Below are 19,351 nucleotides of genomic sequence, written 5' to 3' on the forward strand. Positions count from 1 at the left end.
GTTCTTGGGCAGCATAGTTTGAGCCCCAGTTACATTCTGAGGCGACAGTTCTTTAGGTTGGGCATAACTCGGCTATCCACACGGCCCGCCGAATACCTATAACTTTCACTGAAACTTAAAGCCCGTGCGGCCAGCCTTGGAGCTCCCAGGAACCTGCAGCGTCTGCGACATCAGGCAGGCAAAGTACTATAGGGCCTCCAGCGGCGAAAAGCTGTGTGACAGATGCCTCTTCAGGCTCCTTGAGAGGTCTATGGCCAAAACCCTCGGCAGGGCGGCCGCCAGGGAGGACAGCAGGTTCGCCGTGCCCATAACTTCGTTTTCGCCGTCAAGCTCCATGCTCGCGGCTAAGGTATTGGCGCACGTGGAGCGTAAGTTTAAGTCTAAGGTATACGTGCTTCTGCCCAGCTTCTACCGTGGGCTTGAGAATTTCCTTGAGGGCCTGCCCCAGCCAGCTGAAGTGGTTAACGTGGCTGTTGACCCACCTCCTCCTGAGAGCTCAGGAATTATTTCATGTGTCAGGTACGACAGGTCGTGGTCGCTCAGGGCTTCAGAGCAGCTGGGAGTTGATATAATTGTCATGCCGCTGGCCAGGACCACCTCAACGCTGGTGCTCCTCGAGTCCCTCATGACAGATGGAGGGATAGGGCGCACGGAGTCCCTAGAGGTGCTCACCGTAGGCAAGGTTAAGGTTGTAAATGCCTTCTACAGGCTCGAGGACGAAGCTGTGAGGGCTGCGGAGTTCCTGGAGGGGTTTAGCGAGGTGCGGCCGGCCTGCAGGGCAACGATTACGGTTAAGGGCATTTACCTCTCAGTGGCCGGGAGGCCGGAGCTGGACCACAGCTCTGAAGAGCTCATAGAGCGCTTAGCGGCCTCAGTTACATCTACATGCCCGGTCTGCGGCGGCGCCTCAGAGGGGGGCGTGTGCAGGTACTGCAAGGCTATGGGACTTGAGGGCCTGAGGGTAAATGTTGGTCCCCGGCCCGTTGGGCCTGGCCCTGGCTATTAAGGAGCCTCTGCAGGAGCTCCCTCTCAGACCTGTTCAGGTGCAGGGTCAGCGCGTAGCCCTGCTTGGGGGCGAGGCTGGGGGGCTTCACGTCATCATCAAGCACTACGTAGCCGGCAGACACTATCTCCTCTATTAGCCTTGGGTGAAGCCTCGTCGCCAGGGACTCGAGGACCTTCTCGAGCTCAATGTGCTTCTTAATCTCACCTTCGCTGAGCTCAGCGCCGCAGACCGCGCAGGTGAGGTCTGGGGTCACGGCCCTGAACCCGCACCTGGGGCACTCGACAGGCGTTGGGTTACCGTACTGGGACCAGAGGGACCTAAGGCTGTCAATTATGTCGTCCGCCTTCAGCCTTAGGGCCTCCCTGTACAGGTAGGGGGCCGCCCTGCCAGCCATCTCGGGCGCATAGGCAACTATGAACTCCAGCTGCTCCCTGGTCAGGTGCTGCCCCCTTGAGAGCAGCGATGCCGACACCGCCTTAAGTACGTTGTCCCTCATGGCCACTATCCTCTTCATGGCAGCCTCCTCAGTTAACTTGGAGGACCTGGACTCAGCCAGAGAGCTTACAATTGAGTATACAAGGTCCTTTATGTCAGCAGGTTGCAGGCCTATCAGGTCAAGCCCTAAGGTCGGTATCAGCCTTGAGGACAGGGACTCGGCAATGGCCTTCACGTCCTCCTCGCTGGTGCCCCTCTTGACAGCTGAAGACCTGCGCCTTCTCTGGGCGGCGGCAGCGTCCTGAGGCTCCTCTGCGCGCTGTTTCCTTCTGCCCCTGGGCAAGTTCCACATCCACCATGTCTGGGTCTAGGAAAGGTAATTAGGGCTAGCAGTTCCGCGGCCTTTAGCCGTCGCGGTTCAAACTTCAGGCGTTTAGGCCACCGTCAACACAGTACAGGCAAGCGAGCGGGGTTGAGCCAGGAGGGCTACGATCCCCTTCAGAGGGCTGAGGCCGTCAGGAGGCTGGTCACGAGGGAGGTTAACGACGTGGAGCAGAGGTTATACTATAGGTTCAGGGCTGATAGGTGGTATGGCGGCATAGCCACCGGCGACGTCATAGGCTGCGACCTCTCGTGCGGCTTCTGTTGGAGCTGGCGTTTCAGGGACAACGTCTCCCTTGGTAAATTTATGACGCCTCAGCAGGCCTTCAATGCCATATACTCAATAGCCAAGTCCAAGGGCTTCACGCAGGTCAGGCTGAGCGGCGCGGAGCCCACCATAAGCAGGAGGCACCTGCTCGACCTAATAGAGCTCTTTGACGAGAGGGGGATAACCTTCATACTTGAGACCAACGGCCTCCTGATAGGAAATGACCCGTCATACGCCAAGGATCTCGCAGCCCACCCGAACGTCGTGGTCAGGGTGTCGTTCAAGGGGGCCAACGCGGAGGAGTTCCACAGGCTCACGGGGGCCAGGGCTGAGTTCTTTGAGCTTCAGTTCAGGGCCATTGAGAACCTGGTCTCGGCCGGCCTGGAGCCCGGCAGGGAGGTCTACGCGGCTGCCATGATAGGCTTCAGCGACGACAACTCCATAAGGGACTTCGTGAGGAGGCTCACCTCAATAGATGAGAGGCTTGCTGACGTGGACTGGGAGTACGTCATACTTTACAGGCACGTTGAGGAGCAGCTCAGGAGGCTGGGGCTAAGGCCTAGGAGGGCCGTGACCCCGGACAACATACCTGTGAGCATGGTATGAATCCCTGGCGGTCGACAGTACGGAAGCGTGAATAGGGGCGAGGCCACTGTAAGACAAGAGGGCGCTTGAGCTACAGGGACCAGCTGCTAAGCGAGGCCAACAAGTGCGTGTACTGCGGCTTCTGCGAGAGCGTGTGTCCTACCCAGCCCTTTGGGCCGCACAGGGGCTACGGTCCCAGGGGCAGGGTCACCCTGCTGAGGGAGCTCCTGGAGGGCCGCGCGAGCCTAAGCGACGAGGTGCTGTCAAGTTTCTACAGCTGCCTGCTATGCAACGCCTGTTCAACAGTATGCCCTGCCAGGATCAGGGTTGGGGACCTAATGAGGATGGCCAGGACAATGCTGTGGGGCGACTCCGTGATTAGCTCTAACGCGGCGGTGAGAACGAGATGAGGGGGCTTAAGATTTCCTCTGTCCTCAGGTTCATGAGAACGTACACTCTTCTCACAGGTTACCCTGTGCCAGCGCCGCCCGGCTTCGCCTCACAGTGGTCGCGGGGCCTCGACCTGAAGAGAGGGGGCGGCAGGTATCTCCTGTTCACGGGGGCCCTCTATCAGCTGGTGCCCTACATCAATGCGACGGTGAGGTTCCTCAGCCTCATGGAGTCACGGGGACTATCTAACCTGCTTGACGTTGCTGAAAGACTCGCGAAGCTGAGGCCCTCTTACCTTCAGGGGCTTGTCAGGCCCGACCCCCACGAGGTGGAAGAATATAACAGGATCCTTAGGTCTATAGCCTCGCTGCTGGTCAACTCGCAGGTAGACTTCATGTACGACCCTGAGGTCTCAGACATGTACAGCGGCGCCCTGCTCTTTGACTATGGGATAGCTGACGGCCTCATGGAGCACGCGACGAAGGTAGCTAAGGCCATAGAGTCCGAGGGGGAAGTAGAGGCTGTAATAACCATAGATCCGCACACGACCCTCACCCTGATGCACTACAGGGAGCTCGTAGGCCTTGACGTTAAAGTTGTCAGCTACTTAGAGGTGGTCAAACCTAAGCCGTCCACCCAGATTAAAGCCACCATTCACGACTCATGTATATATGCTAGGGACCTGGGGCTCGCCGACAGGGTCAGGTCGCTGCTTAAGGGGGCGGGCGTCTCATTGGTGGAGCCAAGGAATCATGGCACCAGGACCTCGTGCTGCGGCGGGCCAGTGGAATCCCTCTCGCCCGGCCTGGCCGAGGCCATAGCTGCGAGGAGGGTTAGGGAGCTCAGGGAGGCCTCTGACGTGGCCATAGCCATGTGTCCCATATGCCTAAGTAACCTCAGGCGGGCCGGGGGATCTGTAGTAGATATAGCGTTGGTCCTGAACGGCTTAGTCAAGCAGTGACGCCATGGCTAGCGACGCTGCAACGATTCCTTGACCTAATACTGCTGATGGTATAGCAGCGATGAGGGGGGCGGTTCTATTGGCGCGCGAGGCGGCTATGTAAGCTAATGGAAGTGCAACGGCTAGGACTAATGAGATGAGGGCCAACGGAAGGCTTGACAGTTCAAGGATCCACGACACGTTAAAATGTACTCCTATGGCGATGCTTATGGCCGCGGAGATCGCATAGGTTATGGCATTAATCATGCGGTCACGCCCCCCTCTAACCTTAGCGGTTACGCCAGTTATCCACAGGGACAGAGCTGCAGGGGTAAGGAATGTGGCCGCTCCCAGCATGAGTGAAGCCACTATGCTGCGATGCCCCCTGCTAACGTAAAGGGCCATAGCTATGACTACAATTAAGGCGGCGAGTGACGTCAGGGGCCCAGAAGTCAATAATGGTATAGCGGCGGCGCCGTCCATTAGGGCGGCGGCGCGTAGCAGCGTAAGGTTATCTTTGTGTGTAGACACGAAGAGCATAGCCGAGAGCAGAGCGAGGGCGCTGGTCATTGAGGCCACCAGAGCTAAAGTCAGAGGAAGGCCAGCTGCTTTAGAAGGCCAAAGCGTACCGTACTCAAAGGATCTGAAGGCCAACGGCAGCCCACTGCTTAGGTCATAGATTAAAGCGGGCGGCCCGCTGGCCACCCTTGAGACCATGACGACGGGCCATGATATGTAGTTCCTTGCGACGAGGGCCACAAGGCCTAGGCCCATGGGCAACACGAGCGTGGCGATCATAACGTCCAGCGACCCTTTAGACCTTAAGAGGCCCCCGGCCCGCGGCAGCAGGGCCGTCATGGTTAATGACATCAAAAGTACAGCAATAGTAAGTAGACTCAGCACCCCGCTGGCATAAATTGAAATGGCTGCTATAGTTGAAGCTATGCCCAGGCCCTCCAACGAAATGGACCTAATCAAAGAACTGCCATCGCCCTTCACGTTAGCGAGCGATGCTAGAAGTCCAACGAAGGGGAACCAGAGCCAGTAGGAGTAAAGGGGGCGTGATAAATGAAGAAGGCAAGCGCTGGAAAGACGAATGCCGTGGCCTCCAGCTCATCATAAAATGAGTAAGTAAGCACCGAACCCACCATAAGGGTTGCGAATGCTGTGACCTCAAGCCACAACCTTGGCAACGTCAGGTGTGATATGAAGTAGACGCTTGAGATGCCGAAGCCCTCCAGGTCCAGGTCAAGTCTTGCTGGGAGCAGGACACCACTTATGAAAACGCGCGGGGAGCTGACAAGGAAAGGCAGGTTAATTATGGCGGCGGTAGCTAACATTGAGAGGGCGCCCTTCATGGTCCTTGACCTGCCAAGCCTTCGAAGCGACAGCGGAAAATAGACGAAGGCCAGAGCAGCCGCGTACTGCCTGTATGAGGCTGCAAGGCCTATCATGACTCCAGCTATCACTGGATTATCTGCGAACGCAACCATTAGAATGGCCGGCGCAAGCCAGCCAGTTATGGGATCAAAGGTCGCTGGGTCCATTATCATGTAAAGCGCTCCCGACGCCACTACTAAGGGGAAGATGTCCCTTCCAGCCTGCTTGAGCCTTAAATATAAAATTGCCAGTGCGGCCCCGAGGACTGCCGAGTCCCAGACATTACCTGGTATCCGCAGTAGCACAGCCGGAATGTAGTAAATGAAGGAGAACGCTGGATAGTCGAGCGACGAAACGAAGCCCACGGCGTGAGAGGCATTATATGGGGGTCCCGCCTTGTAGATAAGCGTCAACTTGTTTACGGCGGTCCTCGATAGCAGGACGCTTGAGTAATTAACCAAGTAGGGGTTCAGGCCTTTGAGCAGTTCCTTGGCGGACTCCAACTGAATTATATAGGAGTCCTCACGGCCCCCGCTTACTATTATTTTACCGTGTAAATATGTCAGAAGAGTCGTGAAGGCCGAGGCCCCGGCTATTATCGCCGAGATTAGCACCACCTTGTTTTCCAGCCCTCTGTTAACTACAACTCCTGACAGCAGCATCATGCTGATGCCCGTCGCGAAGAGCAGGAATGCTATTGCCGCGGCAGCTGGATAGGGAACATAGTAGGGGAAGGGGTACCCCACGAAGCTACCTATGTTAACGTCCGTGCCGTCAGCTCCATAGACCATGACTGAGAGCACTGTTAGGTTAAATCCAATTAATGAAATGAGCAGCTTATTAAAGTCCCTGGCATCCATGCCGGTATCGCCATAATTGGCTGCTCACCGGTAAGGTGCTGCAGGAGAAATAAAAGGGCTGGACCTCTATGACTTTAAATTATGACGAACGACTGCTGGGCTAGCCACGTCATTTTGACGTGAGGGTGGTGCCGCGGCCGGGATTTGAACCCGGGTCACAGGCTCGAGAGGCCTGCATACTGGGCCGGGCTATACTACCGCGGCACCTTGGTACCATATGGGACCTGGGATATTTAAAATTAGCCGTGACCTTGAGGCTGCTCCCTTTTGTTCTCAGCTTTATTATCTATGAACTTCTTGTAGACAAGGTACTCCTCCTTAGCCTTGAGCAGGGCCTTGTAAAACGCCTGCTCCCCTCCCTTGAAGTACTCCTGCATGACCTTCTTGGCGGCCCTTGGGCCCACGCCGGAGGTCATGAGGGCCTCGACCACGTACCTGCCCAGGCCCTGGGACGCGTAGTTTATGTAAAGTATCGCCCTCTCCTGGACCTCCTTTATTAGCTTCCTCTCGTCGTTGTTGGGCTTCTTGAGGGACCCTCTCCTCCAGGCGGCGTACTTTGCGGCGGCCTCCTCTCCCCACTCAGTGGCAGGCAGGGGGGCGATCATCATGGCGCCGCACCTGGGGCACCTGATGGAATCACCTATGTCAGAGACCCTGGCCCTCCAGGCGTTGCCGCAGGCCGTGCAGAGGAACAGCGCCTCCTTTGAAAGCGCGGCCCTCCTGAGGCCCTCAGCTATGTAGTCTATCGCCACCTCCTTTATGTTGGTGGCCAGCTCCCTCCTGAGGTAGGGGTTATTTAAGACCTCCTTGAAGAGCGGTGACGGAGCTGAGGAGCTCACCGCGTGGACCTCCCTGAGGTTTGAGAGGAATTCATGTACTGCAGAGGGGTCCAGCTTATCAAAGGCTATCTCCTTCAGGGTCTCCTCGTCAACTATTGAGCCCCTGTAGGCTTCCATGGCCTTCCTGCCCTGCTCCAGCGAGATCCTGGCGTCAGGGTCGATCACGCCCAGCTTCTTAGCGACCTGCAGGAACCTAGCTATGTACAGGGGCGTTGACCTGACGGCGTCATAGCTCATGGCTACAAGCTCCGCCTGGTCAAGTGACTTGAGCTTTTCAAGGGCGTCCTTTATAGCCTCCGCGGGGACGCCCGATGGCGATGAGAACACTATGGCGTAAGGTATGTAGTCGAACCAGACCTTCATCCTGCTCTCCAGGGCCTTAGATATGAGGAGCGCGAGCATCAGGTTGCCCTTGCTGCCGAGGCAGGCGTAAAGTATGCTGACCCCCTTAGACTCCTCCACTACGGGCTCGCTGTACGTCAGTACCGTGCCCCACGTTTTGCGGCTCTCCTCGGCAACCCTCACAATTCTGTTGGCGGTCTCCTCATCAATGCCTTTGGACCTCAGCAGCTCAAGGCCCTTCTCGGGCTCCATCATAGAGAAGCTCAGTATGCTGCAGACCTCCCTGGCAACCTTTGAGCTAACGGGTATGAGCTCCCCCTCCCATATAGGTATCGCGCCCTCAGCCTCACCGACAGGCTTAGCGTCTATCCTCTCGCTGTCATAGTCTATGTTAACGACCTCCCACACCTTCCCGGCCAGGGTGAAGCGGAACTTCGTGCTCCCGCTGGTTAGCATTGCGACCTCCACGAACCTTTCACTGACCTCGCCAACGAGGTTCGTGGAGGATATGTCGTAAACCTTGAAGTTTATCTCGTCAGGTATCATCGAAACCTCGTAGAGGTACTTAAAGGTCCTTCTCGACCTCTTAATTTCCCCCGTCTCGGGATCGAACTTAATGACCTTCACGGAGTCCAGGTGCTCGGCAACCCTCCTAACGTCATCAAGGGAGACGTGGGCCAGCGGCGCGGCCCTTGCAGCTACCTCATGCACTCTCCTAATGTCGTCCGCCGACCCCTCAACTAGCATTGCAGTCATCTGGTGGGCTAGCACATCAAGCGGGCTGCGCGGGAAGCTGAGGTCCTCGAGTTCCCCCCTCTCGGTCCTCCTAGCTATTGAGGTGGACTCAAGGACCTCAAAGACGTTGTCAAAAGTAACTATCGTGGCCCTGCTCGTCCCCCCGAAGACGTGGCCAGATCTCCCCGCCCTCTGGGTCATGGCTATTACTTCCCTTGGTGACATGAACTGAACAACGTGGTTAACGGACCCAATGTCTATGCCAAGCTCCATGCTTGAGGTGGCGACCATCAGCTTTACCTTGCCCTCCCTGAACTTGGCCTCTGCCGTCTCCCTCACGCTCCTGGACAGGCTTCCGTGGTGTACAGCTATGTTGTCACTGCCAGCGATGTTCCCTATGAGCGATGCTAGCTTCTCTGCCACGGACCTCGTGTTTGTGAAGACGAGCACTGAGCCGCTCTCCCTTTCACCTATCTCAGCTATTCTCCTGGCGGCCTCCTGGAACTCGTCCTGGCCCTTGCCCCTCACTACGTCCACAGTAATTACATACCTTCTCTCCCCCTTGTCCTCAACTATGTTGACTGGCCTGTTGAAGGCCAGGAGCGACGCCGCCTCCCTCTTAGACTTCTCGGAGAGCGTCGCGGAGAGGCCGACCCTCTGGATCCTGCTCCTGGAGGCCTCCTCCAGCCTTTCCAACACCACGGAGAGCTCAGCCCCCCTTTTATTGTCAAGCATCTCCTGAATCTCGTCAACTATGACAAAGGAGACCGACGACCAGAGGTCCCTGCCCTTAGCAACCGTAAGGAGCAGGTTGAGGCTCTCAGGCGTGGTCACCATGAAGTCAGGGGGGCTCTGCAGGAACCTCCTCCTTATGGTGCTCGTGGAGTCCCCGTGGCGAAGCGATATCGTGAAGCCGACGGACTCGACGATCCTAGAGATCCTCAGCGTTACGTCCCTGTTAAGCGCCCTAAGCGGGGTTATATAGATGGCCTTAACGGTGCCGTCTCCTGGGCTGAAGCGCTCAAGCATCATTGACACTACTGGAAAGACCGCGGCCTCAGTCTTGCCGCTGCCCGTTGGGGAGATAACCAGGGTGTTGTTACCTGTTAATATCACAGGTATGGCCTTTTCTTGTATGGGAAGAAGGCCCCTGTAGCCGAGGGACTCTATGGCTGCCCTCAGCTTGGGGTTAAGCATGTCGATGGAGCTCCCCAACGGACTTCATCCACCCTGAACGGGGAAGGGAAGGCTATTAAGGGAGGGGGTCATCGAGTTAAAGAAGGAGCTGCAAGGAGCTGCCTGGTTATTGAAATAAATAAACATAAATATAATATAACATAAGATAAGAGTAGAGTTACGAGGGTAGTTCAGACGACATCTAAGAGCTTAAGCCGCTGCTCCCGCTGCCGCCGCTTGAGGAGCTTTCCTCGCCCTCCTTGCCCTTCTTCTCCTCCTTCGGCGGCGCCGCAGCTATGAGATCATCTATCTTAAGCAGGGCTATGGCAGCCTCAGAGGCTCCCTTTATTACCTGCTTCTTGACCAGCAGAGGCTCGTAAATGTTTATGTCTAGCATGTTCTCTGCAACCTTGCTGTTAAGTACGTCAACGCCAGCGAACGTGAGCTTCTTGCTGTGCAGGGACCTGAGCTGCATCACGGTGTCCAGCGGGTCCATGCCGGCGCTCTCGGCCAGCACGCTCGGTATGGTCTCAAGGGCGTCTGCGAAGGCCTCTATGGCAAGCTGCTCCTTGCCTCCTATGGTGGCGGCGTAGTCCCTGAGCTGCATGGCAATCTCAACCTCTGGGGCCCCTCCGCCGCCCACTATCTTTGGCTCCCTCATTATGTTCCTCAGGGCGTGGAGCACGTCGTTAAGGTTCCTCTCAGCCTCGTCAAGTAGCATGTCGTTGGCTCCGCGGAGTAGTATGGTCACGCTCCTGGGGTTCTTGGCGCCCTCTATGAAGACCATCTTATCATTGCCGACCTTCCTCTCCTCGACGAGGTCGGCGTAGCCCAGGCTCTCAGGCTTGAGGTCCTTCACGCTGGTCACTATCTTGGCACCGGTAGCCTTGGCCAGCTTCTCTATGTCGCTCCTCTTAGCCCTCCTGACGGCAAGTATTCCCTTCTTCGCCAGGAAGTGCTGGGCCACGTCGTCAATTCCCTTCTGGGTTATCACCACGTTGGCGCCGGTGGCGGCTATCTGGTCTACCATGTCCTTAAGTATCTTGGTCTCCTCATCTAGGAACGAGTCGAGCTGGTCGACGTCGCTTACCCTTATCTTTGTTGTTATGTCAGGCTTCTGTATCTCAAGCGGGGCGTCGAGCACGGCTATCTTTGCGTGCTCGACCCTCCTTGGCATGCCTGGGTGAACGACCTCCTTGTCGAGGACTATGCCCCTGACGAGCACGGAGTCCATTAGGCTCTCTCCCTTCTTCTTCTCTATCTTAACGTTGTCAAGGTCTATGTTGAAGCCGCCCTCGGGCTTGGGCTCGGCAACTATCTTTATGGCGCTAACTGCCAGGTCGACCATCTTGTCCTTCTCAGGCCCCTGGCCCGCGTACTTGCTGCCTATGGTGGTGTAGGCTATCTTCCTGAGGTTCTCGTCATTGTTCACGTCGACGGGCATGGCTATCTTGTCCAGGATCTCAAGGGCCTTGTTCATGGCCTTGGTGTAGCCGTCGATTATGATTGACGGGTGTATGTTCTGCTCCAGGAGGGCCTCGGCCTTCTCCAGCAGAGCCCCGGCGAGGACTACGACGCTGGTAGTGCCGTCACCCACCTCAGCGTCCTGGGCCTTAGCTATTTCAACTAGGAGCTTGGCGGCGGGGTGCTGGACCTCCATCTCCTTAACTATAGTGGCGCCATCGTTAGTTACTGTGACGTCGCCGAACGAGTCTATTAGCATCTTATCTAGGCCGCGAGGTCCGAGGCTTGTCTTAAGCATCTCGGCCAGGACCTGGGCAGCCAGTATGTTATTCCTCATAGCCTCCCTGCCGTAAGACCTCTGAGTCCCCTCCTTGAGTATCAGCACGGGTATCCCTTGGGCTGCCGCCATAATTCACCACCGGTATAGCTCTCAATAAGCTATCGTGAGATTACTTCTATAAAAGTTTTTCTCTGGCAGCAGGCCCTGGCTGAGCCACAGGTTTAATTCCGAGAGGTAAATCACGTTTTGTTGGGTTAAGTTAGGGCTCCCTTAAGATTCCCTGGAGCGGTAGGCCCTCCTCCTTGTGTACTTCCTTTCTTCTTTGCTATGGGATTCCTTTAGGGAGCTCAGGAGCTCCTCATTGACGCTTAGCTCTCTTGGCCTGCGGGCTGTCGTAGCCCCTCCCACGGAGCCGCACGATAGGAGCCCCTGGAGGGTGATCAAACACTCGTCGCAGACCCTGAGCACCCTGCTGTCGACGCGGCACAGCCTTGTAGGCACCCTTCTCTCGCAGATGTCACAGACCTCCCATGATAGTATGTCTCGCAAAGCTAACTCCCACCTAGCCCTATACAATCAGGAGCCCTTATTACGCGATCACCAGGACTAGAGACCTCCCCGCTTCTTGCTCTCCTCTTTGATCGCGTATATCCCTATTATCCTCCTGGGCGTTCCGTCAGAGCAGGAGCCCGTGACGAGGCCCACGTAGTCCCCTTCCCTGAAGTCTCTAGTGCTCGTGGAACCCCCGCACTGCTCCACAGTGACTATCTTAGGCCTCTTCCTGAGCTCCTGCAACTTCTTTATGTCGTTCATCTGCTTTATTGTCATCGCAGTAGTCGCAGCTAACAGTACTATGAGGAACATCAGCATGTAATACTGTAGGGTGTTCATCACTGGCCCACCCCCGCGGTGTTGCCAACCCCTATTATCACTACAGTGTCACCCTCCCTGCTCTCACTCCTGATGATCTGCTTGACCCTCTCCACGGCCTTCTCAACGCCATTATATATGTCCTGGTTCATGGCAAGTATGGCCTCGTCCATGCCCATCTTAACGATCACGGCCCTCAGAGGTATGTTATACTCCGTGGCCACCCTCTCGAACCTTATCTTCTCGGGGCCAGGGTCCCCTATTGCGGCTCCGACTCCCTCGGCAACGTCACCTGTGGCCTCCCCCTCGAACTTCAGCGCCGCGTCGACTGTTATCATGAGTGAGACCTTCCTGCCCTGCGCTATGGCCTCCCTTATCACCTTTTCCGCCGCCTCGCCTGGCCTCCCGACAGTGGACGCGGGCCCCTTGGCCTTGACAAGTATTAAGTTGCGTCCCTCGAAGTTAGTCTCTGTGACCACCGTGTCCTCTGTAACTTCCCTCCACTTCGCGTCAGGCCCTGCAAGCCTCATCGCCACCATGGGGCCGGCGCCGTCGCCCACTGGCACCTTGGTCAGGAAGTCGTCCAGGGCCCTCCTGTAGGTCTGCGCCAGCTGCACTATCTGGGGCATGAATATCTCCAGCTGAAGTATCAGGTACCAGTTCTTTGTCTTCTCGCTGAAGAGCAGGAGGTGCCTCACGTACTTATAGATGAAGTTTAGCGCCGAAGTTATCTCAGCAGCCGTGGAGGCTATGCTCCTGGTGACGTCGTCAGAGTTGGGCATGGCCTCTATGAACGAGTCCTTAAACCTCATGTCTCTGATGTTAAGCAGGTGCCTCATCCTGCTTATGATGTCCGTGGGCTCTACCGACACAGGATCTATTGTAAAGAAGTCGGTCAGCCTGTCAAGCAGGGAAGCGGCGTCCTTAGCGTTGTTCTTGTTCATGAAGTCCAAGGTCGCCTTCTTAGCCTCGTCCGCGAGGCCCCCCAGGAGGTTAAGCTTTGACCTTATGTCGGCCCTGTACCAGTAGACCTGAATCCAGTTGCCCAGGCCCGTCAGCCATAGGAATAGGAGTGCTATCCACAGAATGTTGACGCCCACAGTTATCCAAGTGGCCAACGCGTTGGTGGCCATTTTCTTTTCTCTCCGGTTAGCGGAAAACTGCAGAAGCTTTTAAACTATAGCAACTAAGGTCACAGCTTCGTGGCAACTATCACTCCATCGCGGGTTATTACGAAGGTATGCTCGAACTGCGATACAGGGGCCCTGGAGGCCTCTATGAGGACTGGGTACTCGACCAGGGCCCTCGCCTTAATGAGCTCGACAAGTCCGGCCTCTATTTCCTTGCGCTTCCACTCCGGGTAGAGCCACCTCTTGGCAAATGGCAGCGTGCCGTAATGGGAAAGTATGTACTCAAGGAGCTGCCTTGCGGCCTCTGAAATCCTCTGGGGTCTGTTGCCCGTGGCGGAGTATATATACGCCCTGGGCCCGTCAATCACGAGGCCCCTCCCAGTGGTGGCAAAGGGCTCCACTGCGACCTGGGTCCCAGGCCTCAGCCTGTGGTAGAAGAGCGCCCTCTCCGCATAGTTAGGGACTGAGAGGCCAGCGTGAAGGGTATACCTCTCTATTGTGTGGCCTGTCAGGTTCCTCACGGGCTTAAAGCCCATGGACTTTATGACGCTCTCTATGGTTTTGCCTATGTCGTAAACCCTTACGTCAGGCTTCATAACTTCAGCCACCCTGTCGAGGGCGCTCTTGGCCGCGAGGGCCAGCTGCTGGAAGGACTCGCTGCCTATGGCCACCGTCACAGCAGTGTCGGAGAGGTACCCGTCAACGGAGGCTCCCACGTCCACCTTTACGACAGCCTTGTCGGGCACCCTGACGTCGTCATCTATGCCGGGCGAATAGTGCGCCGCAACCTCGTTAACGGAGAAATTGCACGGAAAAGCTGGCCTCGCCCCCCTCTTAATGATAAGTGACTCCACCTCGTCACAGATCTCCCTTGCGCTGGCGCCTGGCTTCACCAGCGAGGCTCCAAGCTCCCTGGCCTCAGCGCCTATGCGGCCAGCCTCCAGAATCCTAGAGATCTCCTCTTGGCTTATCAAAGGCTAACCCTCGCGCTGCGGGGTCCCTGGGAAGGCTATAAGTAGAGACACATAGGTATTTGCTTTTATCCTCTCCAACCTCTGACAGCGCCAGTGGGACCAGGCATGGGGTACCTAGTCTATTATGGGCACTCTGCATTTGAGATTAACGCCTCTGGAAAGAAGATACTCATTGATCCATGGCTCACGAACCCCCTCTCGCCGGTGAAGCCAAGTGACATAACGGGGGTGGACTACATAATTTTGACGCATGATCATGATGACCATCTGGGCGACACCTTTGAGATTATGAAGAACAACCCTAAGGCTAAAGTTGTCAGCACCTATGAGGTAGCCAACTTCGTCGCTGAGAAGATAGGTGACGAGTCAAGGGCCATTGGAGGCAACATGGGAGGCCCTATGGTACTGGAGGGAGGCATAAGGGTGGCCCTGGTGCCCGCCAACCACACGAGCACTCACGGCTCGGCGGTCGGCGCGGTAATAATAACGGGCGAGGGGACCCTTTATCACGCTGGCGACACCGGCATCACAGCTGAGATGGGCCTCATAGGCGAGCTCTACAAGCCCGACATCGCCATGCTGCCCATAGGCGGCCACTTTACGATGGACCACAACGAGGCCGCCAAGGCCGTGGAGCTAATAAGGCCTAAGGTGGCCATACCGATGCACTACGGCACCTTCCCAGTGCTCTACGGCGACCCCCAGGAGTTCGCAAGGATGGTGACGTCAAGGGGGCTGCCGACCAAGGTTGTAGTTCTGAAGCCAGGAGAAAGGTTTGAGTTTAAGTTTTAAGGTCTCAGCCGCCCTTTAGCTAAGGGTCGCTTATGACAAGGATAGCTGTAATAGACAGCGACGAGTGCAAGCCTAAGCGATGTAGCTATCAGTGTATTTCGGTGTGCCCCATAAACAAGAGTAAGAAGGACGTAGCTATCGAGGCCGACACTAAGGCCAGGGCAAGGCCGGTAATTCATGAGGACGTCTGCATAGGGTGCGGCCTCTGCGTCAAGGCGTGCCCCTTTGACGCCATAGCTATAGTTAACCTGCCCGAGGAGCTCAGCGAGGAGGCCGTCCACAGGTACGGCGTTAACGGCTTCAAGCTCTTCAGGCTGCCAATACCTAAGGACGGGCAGATCATAGGGCTCCTGGGCAAGAACGGCGTCGGCAAGACAACTGCCCTGAAGATACTTGCCGGTGAGCTGATGCCTAACCTCGGCAGGACCGACGTTAAGGAGGTGCCAGCCGAGGAGGTTCTAAGACATTTCAGGGGCAGCGAGTTACAGACCTACCTGCAGAAGCTTTACGATGGAAAGCTCTCGGTGGCCCACAAGGTCCAGTACATAGACCTTGTGCCCAGGTACCTGAAGGGGACCGTGGGGGAGCTCCTTAAGCGTGCAGATGAGAGGGGGGTCGCCAGGGACCTGGCCCAGGAGGTAGGCCTGGACACTTTATGGGACAGGGACGTGAGAAACCTGAGCGGCGGCGAGCTGCAGAGGATGGTCATAGTTGCCACGCTGAGCAAGGACGCAAACGTTTACATGTTTGATGAGCCCAGCAGCTACCTTGACGTAAGGGAGAGGGTGAGGGTCTCAAGGCTCATAAGGTCTGAGGTGAAGCCAGGCAAGTACTTCCTGGTGGTAGAGCACGACCTCGCTATGTTGGACTACCTGAGCGACAACGTTCACATACTCTATGGCGAGCCTGGGGTCTACGGCATAGTGTCGCAGCCCTACGGGGTCAGGGTCGGCATAAACGCTTTCCTTGATGGCTACTTGCAGTCGGAGAACATGAGGATAAGGAGCACGCCAATAATGTTCAGCAGGTCCGTCCAGGCCGCCCAGCAGGAGGCGGAGTACAAGTACCTTGAGTGGACCCAGGCCAGGGTAAGGCTTGGGGACTTTACGCTTGACGTGATGCCAGGCTATATCAACGGGGGAGAAGTTATAGCCGTGACGGGGCCTAACGGGATAGGTAAGACGACCTTCATAAGGTACCTAACGGGCGAGCTCAAGGCCGACGAGGGAGTGCCGTTTTCCTACAGGGAACTCAAGGTGAGCTACAAGCCCCAGTATATAGGACCCGACTTCTTCCCGGAGGGCATGACGGTGGCTGACGTCCTCAGGAGCGTTAACCCAGAGGCCGTTACGACCGGCACGTGGCTTTACATAGAGCTCACTGAGAAGCTGGGCCTCCACAGGCTCTTTGACAGGGAGGCAAGGGAGCTGAGCGGAGGGGAGATGCAGAAGCTGGCCATAGCTATGTCACTGAGCAGGGAGGCGGACCTCTACCTGCTCGACGAGCCCTCAGCACACCTTGACGTGGAGGAGAGGCTCGCTGTTGGCAAAATAATAAGGAGGCTCACCGAGACAAGGAAGGCTGCAGCCTTCGTGGCAGAGCACGACATAATGATGATAGCCATGATAAGCAACAGGGCGATGGTGTTCAGCGGCACCCCAGGAGTCCATGGAATAGCGTCCTCGCCAGCGCCGCTAAGGGCCAGCATGAATGAGCTGCTCTCGCAGCTGGGCATAACTATGAGGCAGGAGAAGGAGAGCGGCAGGCCAAGGATAAACAAGGAGGGCTCCTACCTGGACAGACTTCAGAAGGCGAGGAAGGTCTACTTCGAGGTCTAGGCCTCCTCGCAGGGGCCCCCGCATAGCTCCTCCAGCTTCTTCCTTGCCAAGTCCCTGCAGCCAAGCGACGAGCAGGCCTTGCTGAGCAGGTTCAGGAGGTGCCTCGCCTCGGCCGCTGTGGCCTTAGAGAGCAGCCTCCTAACCGAGAGGCCCGGGTCGTCCTCGCCGCTGCCAACTGCTGCGGCCAGCGACCTTGCGTAGGCCTCAGCAAGTGCAATGGTCTTCCTGCTCGGGGGCTCGTACTCAGGCGACCTCTCCCTGGCCTTGTAAATCTCGTAAAGGAGTATGGCGGTGGCGTTGGATACGTTCAGCGCGGTGTACTTTGGCGACGCGGGTATGGTGCAGAGGAGGTCGCACTGGGCCAGCTCATCCCTTGTGAGGCCAACGCTCTCCCTCCCGACAACCAGGGCCACGGTGCCCTTCCTGGCGCTCATCAGCTCAGCAGCCTGTTCAGGCAGGACAGGCGATCTCAGCAGGTCCCTGGCGGAGCCCTCGTCTGAGGTGCACACGCTCAGCTCGACGTCCCTCAAGGCCTCCTTAAGGCTTCCCACGACAGTCGCTTTCCAGGCCATGTCTGAGGCCCTGGCGGCCCACCTGAGGGACTCCGCTATGCTGGCGGTGGGAGACACCAGGTAGAGCTCGTCTACATCAAAGTTCTCCGAGAGCCTGAAGATGTAGCCCAGGTTCACGGGCCCCTCTATGCCCACGGCCACTAGCCTGAGCCTCAAGGCCATCACTTAGAACTCGACGTTCGCATGCCTGCTCCTCATCTCCTCCTCGCTCACGTTAAGCTTTATCATGAGGTAGTAGACGACGCCGTCAAGGAACAGCATGGCCGTGTCCTCAAAGAGCGTGCCCAGAGGGGCCAAGGGCTCGTGAAGTCCAAGTATCTGCCTCGCGAAGTAGTCATCCATCTTGCTTATCTTAGACCTCCCAGGTATCCTGACGACCAGGTCAGCTATGCTCCCCAGGGGGCTCTCAGGGAAAGTAGTTATTGCTATTACATAGGCGCCCACCTTCTTGGCGGCGTCAGCGGCGTCAACTATTAGGCCTGTTCTGCCGGAGCCTGAGATGGCTATGGCCACGTCGCCCTTGGATATGCTGGGCACTATGGTCTCACCGAGCACGTATGAGTTAAAGCCGAGGTGGAGGAGCCTCATGGCAAAGGCCTTGCCCACGAGGCCGCTGCGGCCGGCGCCCATCACTAAAGCCTTACCTTTCCTGCGGTAGACGTCGGTCAATATGTCAACCATCTTGTCGACCTCGCTGACATCTATTACTTCAGCAGCTCTAATCGCGAACTCGGAGATCTCCTTCATAGCCTTTATGGCAGGGTGCTCGGAGCTCAAATGTAGCCCTCTCAAACAAGAGTACCCCTAACTTTAAGTTTTTCATGAAAATGCTAAGCCGCAGCCCAGCGCTCCTGCCGTTAAGTAAAGCAACCTGGAATTTCTGAAGTACTTTACTTTAGCGGAAATGTTTTCACCCCTGAAGCTCTATAGGTCTATGCGGCCCCGCCGGTCTCACGTTGCCTGAGATCCCATAAGGGAGATGAAGATGATGGGCAAACGGTTAGGCGGGGCACACGCGTTATAATCCTTAATTTTTAAGGGTCGCCCTGACCTCAGTTATGGGGGCGCTCTTGAAGAAAGGCAGGGGAGAATCGCCAGAGCCTCCAAGGGGCGTCATAGAGGTCGAAGGCCTTGCCATGAACGGCCTCCTGAAGAGTTTCAGCGTTGAGGACTGCGGTAAGCCTAAGGGGTACCAGAGGATAGTGGCAGAGACCATAGATGGCAGAACTATTAAAACTGGATGCCTTGAGCCTGATGCCGCCAGGAGGGAAGTCATGGTAATGAACTTATACCTCAGGCAGTGGAGCAAGTTTATTGTAAGGCAGGACTCAGGCCGGTGATGTAAGGTATTACCGCTGACCGGAAGTGACGAGACTTGTCCCCCACTGAGGCCGAGGGGTTCTGTAAAGGGGTTTCTAGACCTGAGTCTCAGCTTGTTGAGAGGCTCCTTAGATCCCTGTCGTCTGGGCCGAGGGCGTTCATCATAGACAAGAAGCTCGACGACTACCAGTCCCTTTTAAAGATAATAAACGTAAGCGGCGCGGGAAGGCTTCTTCAGGTGAGCGACCTGGGCAACCTGGTGGTCATCTATATAGACAGGCAGAGGCTTGAGAAGGCGTGCTCCTATGAGGAGTGCGGCGCCAAGAGCGACCCTGTGGAGAGGAACCTGTGCGCAAAGGAGTGCGGCGCCCGGAGAGTTAGCGAGGTCTTTCAGGCCATAGTCAGGAACCTTTGCGAAGCCCTCTCCTCTTAAGCTATTACTTAGGTTCCTTCTTAGAGAGCCTCTCCAGGCACCTGGATATCTGTTCATCCACAACAACGGCCGATGCCATAAGGCCCTTGTTCGGATCGGCCAGCGACTCAGGGGCTGCAGCGTAGAAGTCCCTTATGAGCCTCGCAATGGCAGCCCTTACCAGCGAGCTCTTGCTGACGTGGCAGATCTCGGCTATGGTGTTTATTGCTATCGACTCGGGCAGCGATATCTTAGCGCTTATAGTTATAATCTTTGAGACGTTTATGTCGTCAAGCGATATTATCTCAGCGCCCTGCGTTTCGGAGTACACGCTCTGCATAGCGTAAAGCCCTACAGGTTAA

20 protein-coding genes and 1 tRNA gene are annotated in these 19,351 nt (G+C 56.5%); 8 read left to right on the plus strand and 13 right to left on the minus strand.

Going from position 1 to position 19,351, the window contains the following annotated elements:
• The first annotated feature begins 136 nt into the window (after positions 1 to 136).
• The gene (locus ACP5H1_RS01335) at positions 137 to 1,006 is read left to right on the plus strand and encodes a hypothetical protein (protein WP_427970867.1); all 870 of its coding nucleotides are present in this window, start codon (positions 137 to 139) and stop codon (positions 1,004 to 1,006) included.
• On the opposite strand, the gene ACP5H1_RS01340 is transcribed toward ACP5H1_RS01335, so the two are convergent.
• The gene (locus ACP5H1_RS01340; RefSeq protein WP_427970869.1) at positions 939 to 1,784 is read right to left on the minus strand and encodes a hypothetical protein; all 846 of its coding nucleotides are present in this window, start codon (positions 1,782 to 1,784) and stop codon (positions 939 to 941) included. The genes ACP5H1_RS01335 and ACP5H1_RS01340 overlap by 68 nt on opposite strands.
• A gap of 129 nt (positions 1,785 to 1,913) precedes the next feature.
• Here ACP5H1_RS01340 and ACP5H1_RS01345 point away from each other — a divergent pair, with 129 nt between their 5' ends.
• The 3 genes from ACP5H1_RS01345 (at position 1,914) to ACP5H1_RS01355 (ending at position 4,026) form a co-directional block, all read left to right on the plus strand.
• A complete protein-coding gene (locus ACP5H1_RS01345; RefSeq protein ID WP_427970871.1) occupies positions 1,914 to 2,696 on the plus strand; it encodes a radical SAM protein in 783 nt (260 codons plus the stop codon).
• 65 nt (positions 2,697 to 2,761) lie between these two features.
• Complete coding sequence (locus tag ACP5H1_RS01350; protein WP_427970873.1) at positions 2,762 to 3,085, plus strand: 4Fe-4S dicluster domain-containing protein; 324 nt, start codon at positions 2,762 to 2,764, stop codon at positions 3,083 to 3,085.
• On the plus strand, positions 3,082 to 4,026 hold the full coding sequence (locus ACP5H1_RS01355) for a heterodisulfide reductase-related iron-sulfur binding cluster (RefSeq protein ID WP_427970875.1): 945 nt from the start codon (positions 3,082 to 3,084) through the stop codon (positions 4,024 to 4,026). Before ACP5H1_RS01350 ends, ACP5H1_RS01355 begins: the two co-directional genes overlap by 4 nt.
• On the opposite strand, the gene ACP5H1_RS01360 is transcribed toward ACP5H1_RS01355, so the two are convergent.
• From ACP5H1_RS01360 to map, 9 genes are all read right to left on the minus strand, one after another.
• Entirely contained in the window at positions 4,012 to 4,965 is a 954-nt protein-coding gene (locus ACP5H1_RS01360) for a hypothetical protein (protein ID WP_427970877.1), read from the minus strand. The two genes, ACP5H1_RS01355 and ACP5H1_RS01360, sit on opposite strands and share 15 nt — an antisense overlap.
• Before the next feature lie 53 nt (positions 4,966 to 5,018).
• Positions 5,019 to 6,245, minus strand: coding sequence for a hypothetical protein (locus tag ACP5H1_RS01365; RefSeq protein WP_427970879.1), 1,227 nt, complete (start codon positions 6,243 to 6,245; stop codon positions 5,019 to 5,021).
• A 126-nt stretch (positions 6,246 to 6,371) separates the two neighbouring features.
• A tRNA-Glu gene (locus ACP5H1_RS01370) sits at positions 6,372 to 6,449 on the minus strand.
• 35 nt (positions 6,450 to 6,484) lie between these two features.
• On the minus strand, positions 6,485 to 9,376 hold the full coding sequence (locus ACP5H1_RS01375) for a DEAD/DEAH box helicase (RefSeq protein WP_427970881.1): 2,892 nt from the start codon (positions 9,374 to 9,376) through the stop codon (positions 6,485 to 6,487).
• A gap of 163 nt (positions 9,377 to 9,539) precedes the next feature.
• Positions 9,540 to 11,210: a thermosome subunit alpha gene (thsA, locus tag ACP5H1_RS01380; RefSeq protein WP_427970883.1), complete on the minus strand. Its 1,671-nt coding sequence runs from the start codon at positions 11,208 to 11,210 to the stop codon at positions 9,540 to 9,542.
• A 141-nt stretch (positions 11,211 to 11,351) separates the two neighbouring features.
• Positions 11,352 to 11,657, minus strand: a complete 306-nt coding sequence (locus ACP5H1_RS01385; RefSeq protein WP_427970885.1) for a hypothetical protein — start codon at positions 11,655 to 11,657, stop codon at positions 11,352 to 11,354.
• A 30-nt stretch (positions 11,658 to 11,687) separates the two neighbouring features.
• Positions 11,688 to 11,972, minus strand: coding sequence for a hypothetical protein (locus ACP5H1_RS01390; RefSeq protein WP_427970887.1), 285 nt, complete (start codon positions 11,970 to 11,972; stop codon positions 11,688 to 11,690).
• Entirely contained in the window at positions 11,972 to 13,084 is a 1,113-nt protein-coding gene (locus tag ACP5H1_RS01395) for a DUF1512 domain-containing protein (protein ID WP_427970888.1), read from the minus strand. The genes ACP5H1_RS01390 and ACP5H1_RS01395 overlap by 1 nt, the downstream gene beginning before the upstream one ends.
• Positions 13,085 to 13,143: 59 nt before the next feature.
• Positions 13,144 to 14,055, minus strand: a complete 912-nt coding sequence (map, locus tag ACP5H1_RS01400; protein WP_427970890.1) for a type II methionyl aminopeptidase — start codon at positions 14,053 to 14,055, stop codon at positions 13,144 to 13,146.
• A gap of 105 nt (positions 14,056 to 14,160) precedes the next feature.
• Here map and ACP5H1_RS01405 point away from each other — a divergent pair, with 105 nt between their 5' ends.
• Together ACP5H1_RS01405 and ACP5H1_RS01410 are read left to right on the plus strand one after the other, a co-directional pair.
• The gene (locus ACP5H1_RS01405) at positions 14,161 to 14,847 is read left to right on the plus strand and encodes a metal-dependent hydrolase (RefSeq protein ID WP_427970892.1); all 687 of its coding nucleotides are present in this window, start codon (positions 14,161 to 14,163) and stop codon (positions 14,845 to 14,847) included.
• A gap of 32 nt (positions 14,848 to 14,879) precedes the next feature.
• Positions 14,880 to 16,685, plus strand: a complete 1,806-nt coding sequence (locus ACP5H1_RS01410; protein ID WP_427970894.1) for a ribosome biogenesis/translation initiation ATPase RLI — start codon at positions 14,880 to 14,882, stop codon at positions 16,683 to 16,685.
• On the opposite strand, the gene ACP5H1_RS01415 is transcribed toward ACP5H1_RS01410, so the two are convergent.
• A complete protein-coding gene (locus tag ACP5H1_RS01415) occupies positions 16,682 to 17,419 on the minus strand; it encodes an RNA methyltransferase (RefSeq protein ID WP_427971019.1) in 738 nt (245 codons plus the stop codon). The genes ACP5H1_RS01410 and ACP5H1_RS01415 overlap by 4 nt on opposite strands.
• Before the next feature lie 3 nt (positions 17,420 to 17,422).
• A complete protein-coding gene (hxlB, locus tag ACP5H1_RS01420; RefSeq protein WP_427971021.1) occupies positions 17,423 to 18,004 on the minus strand; it encodes a 6-phospho-3-hexuloisomerase in 582 nt (193 codons plus the stop codon).
• Positions 18,005 to 18,315: 311 nt separating this feature from the next.
• Between hxlB and ACP5H1_RS01425 the strand changes: the two genes are divergently transcribed.
• Together ACP5H1_RS01425 and ACP5H1_RS01430 are read left to right on the plus strand one after the other, a co-directional pair.
• Positions 18,316 to 18,597, plus strand: a complete 282-nt coding sequence (locus ACP5H1_RS01425; protein ID WP_427970896.1) for a hypothetical protein — start codon at positions 18,316 to 18,318, stop codon at positions 18,595 to 18,597.
• A 35-nt stretch (positions 18,598 to 18,632) separates the two neighbouring features.
• Positions 18,633 to 19,010 carry a hypothetical protein gene (locus ACP5H1_RS01430; protein WP_427970898.1) on the plus strand — a complete coding sequence of 126 codons (378 nt, stop codon included), beginning with the start codon at positions 18,633 to 18,635 and terminating at the stop codon, positions 19,008 to 19,010.
• Between the two features lie 4 nt (positions 19,011 to 19,014).
• Here ACP5H1_RS01430 and ACP5H1_RS01435 read toward each other — a convergent pair whose 3' ends face one another.
• Complete coding sequence (locus tag ACP5H1_RS01435) at positions 19,015 to 19,329, minus strand: hypothetical protein (protein ID WP_427970900.1); 315 nt, start codon at positions 19,327 to 19,329, stop codon at positions 19,015 to 19,017.
• Positions 19,330 to 19,351 lie beyond the last annotated feature (22 nt).

This window comes from Acidilobus sp. (assembly GCF_049973875.1).
In the GTDB taxonomy this organism is placed as follows: Archaea; Thermoproteota; Thermoprotei_A; order Sulfolobales; family Acidilobaceae; genus Acidilobus.